10 protein-coding genes are annotated in these 12,509 nt (G+C 64.8%); 4 read left to right on the top strand and 6 right to left on the bottom strand.

Features of this window, described 5'->3' with window-relative positions; genetic code table 11:
* Window position 1 precedes the first annotated feature (1 nt).
* The 3 genes from BCV67_RS04030 (at window position 2) to BCV67_RS04020 (ending at window position 4,081) form a co-directional block, all read left to right on the top strand.
* A complete protein-coding gene (locus tag BCV67_RS04030; RefSeq protein ID WP_062166584.1) occupies window positions 2-757 on the top strand; it encodes a PP2C family serine/threonine-protein phosphatase in 756 nt (251 codons plus the stop codon).
* A gap of 4 nt (window positions 758-761) precedes the next feature.
* Window positions 762-2,165: a hypothetical protein gene (locus tag BCV67_RS04025; RefSeq protein WP_062166583.1), complete on the top strand. Its 1,404-nt coding sequence runs from the start codon at window positions 762-764 to the stop codon at window positions 2,163-2,165.
* Between the two features lie 158 nt (window positions 2,166-2,323).
* Window positions 2,324-4,081, top strand: a complete 1,758-nt coding sequence (locus BCV67_RS04020; protein WP_172837721.1) for an energy transducer TonB family protein — start codon at window positions 2,324-2,326, stop codon at window positions 4,079-4,081.
* Window positions 4,082-4,151: 70 nt separating this feature from the next.
* Here BCV67_RS04020 and BCV67_RS04015 read toward each other — a convergent pair whose 3' ends face one another.
* The 3 genes from BCV67_RS04015 to BCV67_RS04005 form a co-directional block, all read right to left on the bottom strand.
* A complete protein-coding gene (locus BCV67_RS04015) occupies window positions 4,152-4,754 on the bottom strand; it encodes a hypothetical protein (RefSeq protein ID WP_062166581.1) in 603 nt (200 codons plus the stop codon).
* Window positions 4,755-4,971: 217 nt separating this feature from the next.
* Window positions 4,972-6,999, bottom strand: a complete 2,028-nt coding sequence (locus tag BCV67_RS04010) for a M2 family metallopeptidase (protein WP_062166580.1) — start codon at window positions 6,997-6,999, stop codon at window positions 4,972-4,974.
* Between the two features lie 69 nt (window positions 7,000-7,068).
* Window positions 7,069-7,503 carry an EamA family transporter gene (locus BCV67_RS04005; RefSeq protein WP_062166579.1) on the bottom strand — a complete coding sequence of 145 codons (435 nt, stop codon included), beginning with the start codon at window positions 7,501-7,503 and terminating at the stop codon, window positions 7,069-7,071.
* A gap of 212 nt (window positions 7,504-7,715) precedes the next feature.
* On the opposite strand from BCV67_RS04005, the gene BCV67_RS19940 reads away from it, so the two are divergent.
* Window positions 7,716-8,021, top strand: coding sequence for a hypothetical protein (locus BCV67_RS19940; RefSeq protein ID WP_156455752.1), 306 nt, complete (start codon window positions 7,716-7,718; stop codon window positions 8,019-8,021).
* A gap of 109 nt (window positions 8,022-8,130) precedes the next feature.
* Here BCV67_RS19940 and BCV67_RS04000 read toward each other — a convergent pair whose 3' ends face one another.
* The 3 genes from BCV67_RS04000 to BCV67_RS03990 all read right to left on the bottom strand — a co-directional run bounded on the left by BCV67_RS04000 (window position 8,131) and on the right by BCV67_RS03990 (window position 12,444).
* The gene (locus tag BCV67_RS04000; protein WP_062166578.1) at window positions 8,131-9,786 is read right to left on the bottom strand and encodes a phosphoethanolamine transferase; all 1,656 of its coding nucleotides are present in this window, start codon (window positions 9,784-9,786) and stop codon (window positions 8,131-8,133) included.
* Window positions 9,783-10,556 carry a phosphatase PAP2 family protein gene (locus BCV67_RS03995; protein ID WP_062166577.1) on the bottom strand — a complete coding sequence of 258 codons (774 nt, stop codon included), beginning with the start codon at window positions 10,554-10,556 and terminating at the stop codon, window positions 9,783-9,785. The genes BCV67_RS04000 and BCV67_RS03995 overlap by 4 nt, the downstream gene beginning before the upstream one ends.
* A 157-nt stretch (window positions 10,557-10,713) precedes the next feature.
* On the bottom strand, window positions 10,714-12,444 hold the full coding sequence (locus BCV67_RS03990) for an ArnT family glycosyltransferase (protein WP_062171391.1): 1,731 nt from the start codon (window positions 12,442-12,444) through the stop codon (window positions 10,714-10,716).
* Between the last annotated feature and the right edge of the window lie 65 nt (window positions 12,445-12,509).

Raw genomic sequence — 12,509 nt, 5'->3', positions numbered from 1 at the left:
CATGGGCTGGCGGGTGATGGCCGCATCGGCCACGGGGCGCTCCCATCTTGATCGCGGGCAGCCATGCCAGGACGCGTTCGCATCGGCTTGCGCAGGGCGCGTGCTGGTTGCGGCGGTCTGTGATGGCGCAGGCTCGGCCACGCATAGTGATACGGGCGCGAAGACGGTGTCCACGGCAGTGGTGGCGGCGATTGCCGCGCATCGCCAGCTGGGCGGCAATCCTGCTGCGCTGTCGGTGGATGCGCTGCGCACAATCATCGAGGCGGCGATCATCGATGCCCGCGAGCAACTGGCCAGTATGGCTGCGGGCAAACAGCTGACACTGGCCGATCACGCCTGCACCCTGGTCGGGGTTGTGGCCGACGCCGGCGGCGGCTGGTTCTTCCATGTGGGCGACGGTGTTGCGGCATGCGAGTTTGCGCCGCCGCAGGCGCCGGCGGTATCGCTGCCGGCCAATGGCGAATACGCCAACGAGACTTGGTTCGTCACCGGTGGCAATTGGCGTGAGCAGCTGCGGCTGACCCGCTTTGAGGGGCGCGTGCAGGCCGTGGTGCTGATGTCCGATGGCGTGCAGCCGTTTGCGATGACACGCGATGGCAGTGGCCTGTTCCAGCCCTTCATCGCACCGGTACTGCGCTATCTGGGCGGTGTGGATGCTGCCCATGGCAGCCAGGCCTTGCAGGCGACGCTGTCCGATCCGCGCACCGATCACATCACCGGCGACGACAAGACGTTGCTGGTGGCGCTGCCGGTCTAGGCGCATGGCCGCACAAGCCGGCGACACCATCTACGACGAGCAGCGTACGCCGCTGACGCTGGGCCGGCTGCTCAAGAGCGGTGGTGCGGGCAGCGTGTTCCTGATCAAGGAACGCCCGCTCGAAGTCGCCAAGCTCTATCACTCCGACAAGGGTGGCCAGGTCTACGAGCGCAAGGTACGGGCGATGCTGGAGCTGCGCCCGGACCTGCCCGATGTTGAGGACAAGGGCGTGCGTCAGGTGCAGATTGCCTGGCCCACCGGCCTGCTGCGCGACAAGGCGCGGGGGTTTCTGGGTTTCACCATGCCGGTGTTGGATGTCGCCGCAACCAGTGATCTGGAACACGTACTGCAGGAGCGGCAGGCGCGTGAGGAGGGCTTGCCGACCGCGTTGGGCCCGAAGATGACGCTGGCCGCCAATCTGGCGGTGATGCTGGCAGCGTTGCATGAGCGCCAGCATTACGTGGTGGATCTGAAGCCGCTCAATGTGCGCTTCTATCGCAAGTCCCTGTTCATCGCGATGCTGGATTGCGATGGCTTCAGCATCCAGGGCAAGGGCGAACGTTTTCTGTCCGAGCAAGTCACCACCGACTACCTGGCTGCCGAATTCCAGCAGCGCGGCGTCGCCGCCGGCGAGGAAGAGGCGCAGGACAGGTTTGCATTGGCGGTGATGGTGTTCCAGCTGCTCAACTCGGGCCTGCATCCCTATAGCGGCAGGCCCAATGGCGCGACGCTACCCAGTGATCTGCCGGGGCGGATTGCCGCCCATCTCTATCCTTATGCGCAGGGCAGGGGCGATACGCGGATCCTGCCATCGCCGGTCAGTGGCCATGCGGCATTTCCAGCCGAGCTGCGTGACATGTTCGACCGCGCGTTCGCCAGCCAGGCCCGGCGGCGACCGGCCGCGGCCGAATGGTCGTCGCTGCTGCTGCGCTATGCGCGGCGCAGCAACGGCTTGTTGGTGAAGTGCGTAAGGGACGGCTCGCATCAGCATTTCGATGGCATGCCGTGCGCGGGCTGTGCGCGCGCCGAGTTGCTGGCGAGCAGTGCGCGTGCCGCGCAGACCCGGGCAAGGCAGACCACGTCGGCCGGCAGAAAAACGACGCGCACGACACGTCGGACCCGTGCAGCCACGCCCAATGTCGCTGCCGCTTTGACCGCAGCAGCGCCTGCGGCACCGGCGACACAGCCGGTTGGGCTGGGCATGCGGGTGTTCTTTGCGGTGATCGGGCCGGTGCTGTTGGGCTGGGCCACCACCTGGGGAATGACGGCCTATCGTGACTACCTGGCGGACAAGGATCCGGGCTGGTGGTTGACCCTGGGGCTGGGCTTCCAGAGCGGCCTGCTGCTGGCCGCGGTGTTGTTGTTCCTCGTCTGCGTGCCGGTGTTGATTTTGAGCAAGCGGCCATGAAGATCGCCATCGGTATCTTCGTCGCGCTGCTGATGCTGCTGTTCGTGGTGGTGTTTGCCGGCTGGTTGGGTGTTTACATCTATGGCGGAGTCGAATGGATCGGGCATCGGTTCGCCACCGGTGTATTGCCGGATGGCAGGGCAGCGTTCCGCGCTGGCGTGCTGGTGGGCAGCCTGGTTTCGGTAGGTGCGCTGCTGCGTGTGGCAGTCAAGGACCACTCCCACAAGTACGCGGGCGCGGCGCTGGTTGTGGGGATTGGGTTTGCCTTTCTGCTGTTTGCCACCCGTTTGTCTCCGTATGTCGTAATACCGGAAGAGGGAACGCTGCGTGCCGACGTTGCTGGCAGTTCGCCTGCGGTCAAGCGCACCGAGATTCCCGAATGGTATTCACGCAGCAGCTACGAGCGAGACGCTGCCGGAAAAGTGCATGCGCTTGCCCGGGCTGCGGCGCGTCAGGATCAGCAACGGGTGGATGCCGGGCTGGATGAATTGCAACTATGGGCGCGCAGGGGCGTGCGTGTTGGTGGTGACCGCGAGGCGTTCAATGCTGCGCGCGACAGGTTCAATGCCACCTTCGACATGCCGGCGGGCAGGGAAACAAAACAAATGCTGAGCCGGCAGCGGCATGCCGCGCTGAAATCAATGTGGCAGGCCGTCCCTGATGTGGATATCGCCGGGCGGCGGCTGCTGCTGCAGGACATGGCTGTGCTTGCGTTTGCGTTGCGGCTTAAGGCCGAGCGCGGTTCCGCTGAGGATGCGGCGTCGGACGACGATGGCTTGCTGGAGGAAAAACTCATTGACCTGATTCGGCTGCAGGAGGCCATCCTCGGCTATGCACCCAAGTCCGCCGAATTCTGGTCCAGCTATGCCGCCACCATCGTGGACGCCGACGAAGAAGTGGCGCTGGGGGCTTTGCTGCTTGCCGACCAGTTGCGGCGCTCGGCATCCGGTAGTTCCGCGATGACGATGTCGATCAGCGATGAGATGTTGTTTCAATCGGATATGCGGATCAGCACCCGCTTGCTGCCCGATGGCTCGCGCCTGCGTTTGGATTTGCTGAAGGCGCGTGCTGCAACGATCATCGGCAACACCGCGTCCGCTTCGGGCGAGAGCAGCGCTGCGGCCGAAGAGGGAAAGACGTCGCCGGAGCAGGTCCTGCCCGCGCCGCAGTTCGTGAGCACCGGCAAGGGCTTGTTGCCGTTGCCGCGGCCGACACCGCCCTCGGTAGTGACGGTGCAGCCTGCCGATGAATTGGTCCGGGTTGATCTGCCGTCTGCGGGGTTCGAACAGCAACAGCGTCCTGTGCGGCTTCCGCCATCTGGCCTCAGCAGTGGTGGCAGCGTACTGGTGGCGGTGGACGTGCTGGCCGATGGCAGCATCAGCTCGGTCCTGATCGAGCGCAGCAGCGGCGACCCCGCGCTGGATGATGCCGTGCGGGGGTCCGCACGCAATTGGAAAGCGCTGAGGCCAATTGCCGGGGATGGCGAGCGGCGGCGCGTGCAGGTGCGATTCGAAGCGCCGCAGCCAGTGGAGGAAATTCCCGACTGGCCGCCCCCGCCCATGGTGCCGGGCAGGGAGCCTGTGGCAGCAGGGGCCAAGGCGCCGGCGCCACGCCCGGTTTCGCCGCGCACCGTGCAGCATCTGCAGGAGCTGGTAGCGCGCCAGGCGCGTTTCAACCCGCCACGCTATCCCACCGCTGCCTGGAACGAAAAGGCGGGCGGTACGGTGATGTTGGCAATCAGGCTGGCCGGATCAGGCGAGGTCCGTGGGGTCAGCGTCGCCAGGAGCAGTGGTAACGCCTTGCTGGATAAGGCCGCCCGCGAAGCGGCCTTGGGCTGGAGTGTGTCGCCCGGGGAAACGGCGGCCGGTGTGGACGAGGTGACGCTGAATATGCCGGTGATGTTCAGGGCGGAGTAGGCGCGCCTGGTTCCGCGCACCCTGCCTGCCTTGCGCTCTACGGGGATGGAACGGCGGAGCGCAGTGAAGATCAACCGCCTTCAATGACCAGGCTTTCCAGCACTGCATTGGCTTTTGCTTCCAGCCCGTCATCGCGGTGGGCGTCGGTATAGCGGTGGTAATAGCGCAGCTCGTAACCGACACCTCTGGTTTTCAATGAGCCGCACGACAGTGCGTACTGTTCGCTCCATTGCCGCTGCCCGTCTGCCGCGGGTTGCCGTGCCTCAAGCAGCAGGTGGATTCTTGCGCAGCGCGGGTCCGAAGGGTATTGGCTCACTTGAAGCGAGCTGATCTTGAAGCGTGGGCTGCTGGCGTAGCCTTGTTCCAGATTGCGTTTGACGGTCTTGATGTAGCCCGAAATTGGCGCTATCGGCGCGTCGAGACGGGTTAGATAGGCTTCGATCTTGCGGTTGTCCGAAGCGGACTCCGCGTTCCAGCTCAGCGTCGTGCTCGCTCCGGAACCATTCCTTGTCCAGCCTTCTTCGCCGGGAGGTGTGAATGCAAGGCCAAGCGTGCTGCCCGCATCGGTGATGCCGACATGTATCGGCCCGGTGCCGGTGCTCTCGGCGGCAAACGCCAGGTTTAGCGGAATCGCAAGGACAGCGAATGCAGCAAGAACTGCTACTAATTTCATTCGTATCTCCCGAAGTTGCCGGGTAACGATGCCACGGCATGCTGATGTGTCAAGGCGGGTGAATGGCGGATCGTGGAGTGTTGCGCGGTTGCCAGCACTGCCGGTTGCATCATTGTTTGCCGGCTGGAGGCAATTCGCCTTGAGACAAATGCAGCGCCAGCGGATACACAAAGGGCGCCATTGCGGCGCCCTTTGTTTGTTTCATCAGCTGTTGCGATTACGGTGCCGATGGCTGCGCCGGTGCAGCTGCTGGAGCAGCGGTCGGTGCCGCAGCAGGAGCTGCAGCCTGCCAACCACACATCTGGCCTTCGTTCTGCTGCTTCAGCCATTCCTGCAGCGGGGAGAAGTATTCCAGCATCGGCGCGGCGTCGAGCTTCTCGGTGCCGGTCAGTTCCTTCAGCGTGGCCTGCCACGGCTGGCTGGCGCCCTTGCTCAGCATGGCCCAGAACTTCTGGCCGGCTTCCTTGTTGCCATAGAAGCTGCACTCGTTGAGCGGGCCGGTATAGCCGGATGCGTCGCACAGGCCCTTGTAGAACTGGTACTGCAACACGCGCGCCAGGAAGTAGCGCAGGTACGGCGTGTTACCCGGTACGTGGTACTTGGCACCGGCGTCGAAGAACTCCTCGCCGCGGGCGCTGGCCGGGGCCACGCCCTGGTACTGGGCCTTCAGTTCCCACCATTTCTGGTTGTACTGGTCCGGCTTGATCGAGCCATCGAACACGCCCCAGCGCCAGCGGTCGATCATCAGCCCGAACGGCAGGAATGACACGCCCGACATCGCCATGCGCATCTGCGCATTGATGGTGGCTTCGCGGCTTTCCTGCTGCGCATCGACCAGACCGATCGAGTTGAGGTACTTGGGCGTCATCGCCAGCACGATGGTGTCGCCGATGGCTTCGTGGAAGCCGTCGTTGGCACCGCCCTGGAACAACGGCGGCAGCGGGTTGTAGGCCAGGTCGTAATAGATGTGGCCGAGCTCGTGGTAGATGGTGGTGAAGTTTTCTTCGTTCGGGGTGATGCACATCTTGGTGCGCACGTCCGGGCCAACATCCTTGCCGTCACCGCCCATGTTCATGTCCCAGGCGCTGGCGTGGCAGACCACGTTGCGGTCCAGCGGCTTGATGAACTGGGTGTTCTGCCAGTAGCTGTCCGGCAGCTTGGGCATGCCCAGCGACACGTAGAAGTCCTGCGCGCGCTCGGTCATCTGCTTGGCGGTGGCCAGCTCGGCTTCACGCTGCGCCTTGAAGCGGCTGGCCGGGTCGCTGCCGCCGGCCTTGGCCAGGGCACCGCTCAGATTGGTCTGGTACTGTTTTTCCAGCGCGGCGGTGATGTCCAGGCTGCCCGCGTTCGGGTACGGCGCGGTCATGTCCCACAGGTTGCTCCAGTCCTGCTGCCACATGTTGCCGGTCAGGTGCGCGGCGATCATGCCGCCGCCCACTTCGGCCTTGTCCTTGCCGTATTCCTTGTCCAGCTTGGCGCGGGTGTAGCAGTGCAGTTGTTCGTAGAGCGGCTTGAGCTGGCCCCACAGGCGGTCGGTTTCCGGGCCAACCTGGTCGGCCGGCATGTCGTAGCCGCTGCGCCACATCTGGCCGGCATCGGTGTAACCCAGTTCGCGTGCGCCTTCGTTGACCAGTTCGACGAAGCGCTGGTAGTTGGCACGCGACGGCACGGCGGTGGACTGCCAGCCCTGCCAGGCGTCGAGTTGCTTGTCGTAGTCGCGCGACGTGGCCAATACCTTCTCCAGGTCGCCAAGCTGGCGGCAGTTCTGCTTGTCGCCTTCACCCACGCAATAGGTGCCGGCGCCGTAGTCGCCTTCCAGCTTGGTGGCGATGCCGGCCAGCTCGGCCAGCTTCTGCGGGTCACGCGGGGCGGGCATCGAGGTCATCAGCTTGAGCAGGCTGATGGCGCGCTTGGTATCGGCACTCATCGGCTGGCCTTCGTACTTGTTGGCCTGCTCGATCCAGCCGTTCAGCACGGTCAGCCAGCGCTCGTTGGCCTTGGCCGCGACGCGTGCCGAATCGTCGTTGATATAGGTGGACGACAGCCACTGCGCCGAGGTCATCTCCGGGTACATGGCCTTGTATTCGGCATTGACCCGGGCAATGAACTGGTCGGCGCTTTCGGCCGGTGCGGTCTGGGTGGTGGCCGGCTTGGCGGCGTCGGTGGCGGCGTCCTTTTTACAGGCAGCCAACGAGAGCACGGCCACGCCGACGGCGGCGGCCAGGACCAAATGACGATTCTTCACAGCAAACCCCGGTTTATAAGTACCGGCGAAGGCTAGTGGGGCAGCGGCCGGGCCGCAAGTGGACAAAGGTCAGCGCTTGAGCGCCATCAGCAGCACGCCGCTGCCGATCATCGCCACCCCCAGCCATTCCCGCCAGGCCAGGCGCTCGTGCAGGAAGGCCACTGCGAAGATGGCGACCAGCACCACGCTGAGCTTGTCCACCGGCGCCACCTGCGCGGCCGGACCGCGCTGCAGTGCGCGGAAATAACACACCCAGGAGGCACCGGTGGCCAGCGCGGACAGTACCAGCCAGCCGACCGTCGGGCCGGGCAGTTGCAGCGGGTTGCTCCATTTGCCGGTGGCGGCGACGAACATCGCCAGTACCACGGTGATGATGACCGTTCGCAGCAGCATCGCCATGTCCGAATCGATGTTCTGCAGGCCGAGCTTGGCGAAGATGGCGGTCAGCGCGGCGAACACCGCCGACAGCAGCGCCCAAGGAAGCCATTGCGGGAAGGTGGTCATGACAGCTCCTGGTCGCCGGCGGCCGGCTGTTTAGGGGAGCGGAACAGCGCGGGTTTGCGGGAGCAGTGTAAGCGGCGAAACCGATAGACCACCAGTTTGTGGGAGCGGCGTGAGCCGCGAAGCTGATGGAACAGCAGTTTGTGGGAGCGGCGTGAGCCGCGAAGCTGATAGACCAACAGTTTGTTGTAGGAGCGGCGTAAGCCGCCAAGCTGATGGGGCATCAGTTGAATTTAAAGCAGGCAACTGCAGAAGCTTCCCCCCATCCGCCCTTCGGGCACCTTCCCCCGCAGGCGGGAGAAGGGAAGGTGAAGCCAACGGCCAAAGCAACAGCCAAAGCAGCAGCCAAAGCAGCAGCCAAAGCAGCAGCCAAAGCAGCAGCCAAAGCAACGCCCAAAGCAACGGCCAAAGCAACGGCCAAAGCAACAGCCAAAGCCAAAGCCAAAAGCCAAAAGCCAAAAGCCAAAGCCAAAAGCAATCGCCAAAGCAACAGCCAGGCCCTAAAGCAACAGCAAAACTAGCTATCTGCGTCAGCGCCTGTCATCTCACTTCGCATCGGCTTCTGCTTCAGCACGCGGCATCAAATATCAAGCCGGCTCGAGCATTGCCGCTACGCTCTACACCCAACACTCATCCCGCACACCCGGCAAACACATCCCTTGACCGGTCATACACCGAGGTCTGCACCTGCATCAGGCCCAATACCGAGGGGAACAGGTTGTCCTGCTCGGTGCGCTGGCCGGCGCGGTGGCGCAGGCACTGGATGTCCAGCCCGCGATCGGCGACGAACCCCGGCGAGAACCACATCACCATCGGCACGCGGGTCTGCTCTTCCGGCGCGATCGCATATGGCATGCCGTGCAGGTACAAGCCCTTCTCACCCAGCGATTCACCGTGGTCGGACAGGTAGATCATCGCCGTGTCGTAGTCGTCCAGTCCGCGCAGTGTGGCAATGGTGCGGCTCAGGAAATGGTCGGTGTAACGGATTGCGTTGTCGTAGCTGTTGACGATCTGCTGGCGATCGCACTTGCCCAGGTCAGGGGTGTCGCAGGTGGGTACGAACTGGCGGAACTGGGCGGGGTAACGCTGGAAATAACTCGGGCCATGGTTGCCCAGCTGATGCAGCACCACCACCCGGTCGCCCGGCTTGGCGCGTACCTGGCTGGCCAGGTTTTCGATCAGGATTTCATCCATGCAACGGCCATCGGCGCACAGGCCCGGGGTCTTTGCGTCGTCCAGGCGCTCTATCGGCAAGTTCTCGCATACGCCCTTGCAACCGGACTGGTTGTCGCGCCACAGGGTGCTGATGCCGGCATGTTCCAGTACGTGCAGCAGCGATTGATGGTCGCGGATTTTCTTCTCATCGTAGTCGTGTCGCCCGTACGGCGAGAACATGCACGGCAGCGACACCTCGGTGCTGGACCCGCAGGCGTGCATGTCGGGGAAGTTGACCGCACCGGTCTGTGCCAGCTCCGGCGTGGTCTGCCGCGCATAGCCATTCAGGCCCCAGTTCTGCGCGCGCACGGTTTCGCCCACCACCAGCACCAGCAGGCGCGGCTTGCTGCCCGTTGCACGCGGCAGGACCTTGGCGTCGGTGCCGATCGGCAGCTTGGGTTGCTTCTTGATCGGGCTGGAGCTGGCAAGGTTCTGCTTCAGGGCGATCAGGTAGTTCACCGGTGTGGCCAGATAACGCACTTCACGGTGGTTGCGCATCAATGCCGAGATATCCTGGAACGAAGCCATCGCACCGGCACCGGTCACCAGCACCACGCCCAGCATGAACGCGACGCGCCACAGCAACGCCTTGCCCCAGCTGCGCTTGCGCAGGCGCAGGCGCCACAGCAGCAGGGTGGGCAACAGGCCGTAGCCGAGCAGCGGCAGGATCAGTGCCGGCGTCATCAGCTCGCTGCTTTCCTTGCGGTCGGTGGCCAGCACATTGCGCAGCATGTCCGCATCCAGGTAGACGTTGAAGCTGCTCATGTAATGCACCGCGAAGGCGGTGGTGATGAACAGCAACGTCAGCAGCACCTTGGCATTCCACCGCCACAGCAACACGCTCAGCAGCAGCGCATGCACGCCTACCAGCAGCGCGAACAAGGACAGCGCAAACATCACGCTGCCCGGGTTGGCGGCCATGGCGCTGCGCCAGAACAAGCTGTTGCAGGCCAGCGCGAAGAACAGGCTGGCCGCGAGTATCAGCATTTCGCTGCTGATTTCCGGGCGCCAGGCGCGCAGGCGGTCCCAGCTAAGGCGCGGGCTGTCAGGGCGCGAAAGCGTGGTGCTCATGCGGTTTCTCCAACGGTAGAGGTGGCAGGGCGGGGCACCCGTGCGGTAGCCAGGGAAGGCGCGAACATCCACGTGTACAGCAGCACTGCAACCGACCAGCTGATCGCCAGCGACCACAGGTCATGCGACAGGAAATGGGCGCCGCGCAGCTGTTGGGTGAAACCGAACACCACGCCAATACCCAAGGGAATGAGCAGCGCAGGGCGGCGCCACTGCGGGCGCACCTGCAACATGAAGAAGTACGCCGCTATCCACGCATAGGCCGAGCCGGAGTGGCCGCCCGGAAAGCAGGAAGCGTGTCCGAGCAGAACCGGGCGCTGTTCGAACAAACCAATGAACGGCCGCAGGCCGCCGTAGCGCTGCAGGTCCCACGGGCAGTCCATATGGGTCCAGGACTTGAGCAGGGCGATGATGCCGGTGGACAGGGCTACCGACAGCAGCAGATAACCCAGTGGCCGCCGCAGCGGCTTCCAACGCGGGTGCAGGCTGCTGCGGATCAGCGCCAGCAGCACCAGTGCCGCCATCAGGAAGCTCAGGTTGCGGCCACCCTTGTGGACCAGGTGTGCGCTCCACCAGGCGTTCTTGGCTGCCCATTGCTGCCCTTGCAGCTGGAACAACTGGTCGGCCAGCCATTGGTCACCACCGCCGGCCATCAGCGCAGCGCTCGCTGCCAACGCCAGCAGCAGCGGCAGCCACAATGCCTGCCGGGCGAAGGCGGCTCGGCTGGGCGGCTGCTGCGCAGTGGGGATTGGTAGCGGTGACTGGGGCATGGAGCATGCGGACCATCAGGAGGATGGCTGCATGCTGTGCCCGGTGCTGTCGGAACTCGGTCGGAGCGATGTGGGAATTATGTCGAAACATCAGCATCGCCTGCCGCGGCCGGCGATGTGAAGGCGGCAACCCGGCGCCGGGTTCCCGCCGCACGGCTCAGTCGCCGGCGTCGTCCACCGCCGCGTCACCGCCGGCCACCACGCCATGGGTCCTGGCAACACAGTCCGCATGCAGGGCGGTGCCGGGCAGCAACTGCCAGTTGTTGCGGTTGGCGCTGCCGATATCGACGATCTGCTCGCGGTCAGCACAGGGCGTCATCGCCTTGTCCAGCACGAACAGCCAGCGCCGCTGCGGGTCTTCGGTCACCCAGCGGGCAGCGTCTTCCCATTGTTCGGCGACAGGCCGTTTGAAACCGAAATCGGTGGCCTGCGGATGGGTCTGCAGCAGGTTCTGTTCACGCCAGCCGACCATGCCCAACTGCGCGTCCGGGCCTATCCGCTCGCGTACCTTGTCCATCAGCAGCGAGGCCGAGCTGTAGGGATCCAGTGCCGGCATCGCGCCCAGGCCATACATGCTCCACAGCAGCACCGTGGTCAGCACCACCGCCAAGCCGGCGCGGCGCAGCCGCAGCACTGCGACCAACAGCAGCGAGGCAGCACTGAAGCCGATCAGCCACCAGCCAATCTGCGGCAGCACCCAGGGATCGATTGCGCGCTTGATCGCATTGCGCTGTGCCCAGCCGTCACCGTGCACGGCGCCGTAGCCGACCACCAGCGTGGCGACGGCCAGCAGCAACACATAGCCCAGCAGCAGCCAGCGCACGCCGGTGCGCCGCAACAGGCCCGGCAGCAGCGGCGCCGCGGCCACCGCCAGGGCCGGCAGCATCGGCAATATGTAGACCTCGCGCTTGCCCGGGCTGGCGCTGAAAAACAGCAGCACCAGCAGCGCCCAGCCCAGCAGCAGGATGTAGCGCGGATCGGCGCGGCGGCAGCGGCGCCACCAAGCGGGAATCAGCCACGGTGCCAGCAGGCTGCCCGGCAGCCACAGCGTCGCCATGACCTGCAGGTAGTACCAGAACGGCTGATGATGGTGCCAGGCGTTGGCATAGCGGGTGCCGGTCTGCTTGAACAGCAGTTCCTTGGCGTAGGCCTGCAGGTGCGGGTCGGGGTTCTGCAGCAGGGCGATGGCCAGGGGACCCAGCCAGATTGCGGTACCGGCCAGGAACGCCGGCAGCAGCAGCCACCAGCCCCAGCTGCGTCCAGGGCCTGCGGCCTGCGGGTGGCGCCAGCGCCAGACCATCCACGGCAGCAGCATCAGTAGTGGCAGGAAGCCCACGCCCTTGGTGACGGTGCCGGCACCGGCGGCAAAGGCGGCCAGCGCCAGTGCCCACCAGTTCGGCCCGAGCAGCAGGTGGCGGACCAGCCCCCACAACGCCAGTGTGGTCATGGCGACCAGCACCATGTCGATCTGCGCGCGTTTGGCCATCAGCCCGAACTGGATGCAGACGAACAGCCCGACCACCGCATAGCGCGCGATCTGCCGGTTCCACAGCCGTCGGCTCATGTCCCAGGTCAGCCACAGGGTCAGCAGCGCCGCCAGCAGCGACGGCACCAGGAACGACAGGTTCCAGTCGCCGATCAGCTTGTAGCTGGCCGCCTGTATCCACATGAATGTGGCGGGCTTTTCCGCATACAACTCGCTGCCGCGATGGGGCAGCAGCCATTGCCCGGTTTCCACCATATGGCGTGCGGACAGCACGAAGCGGGGCTCGTCCGGCGGGTTCGGCGAGCGCATGCCAAGCCCGGCCAGCAGGCTGATCACCACCAGCGCGATCAGGACCGCAAACCAGGGATTTGAACGGGAAGGGCGGGGCAGGCTTGGGTGCACAGGCGGCTCGGTGTCGAAGGCTGGCAGGATGATGCCGCAGACCACGTTGGAAACACGTCGAAACC

It is taken from the genome of Stenotrophomonas nitritireducens, assembly GCF_001700965.1.
Classification (GTDB): domain Bacteria; phylum Pseudomonadota; class Gammaproteobacteria; order Xanthomonadales; family Xanthomonadaceae; genus Stenotrophomonas; species Stenotrophomonas nitritireducens_A.
The sequence above is the reverse complement of the archived record's forward strand: the minus strand, read 5'-3'. Positions and strand labels throughout refer to the sequence as shown.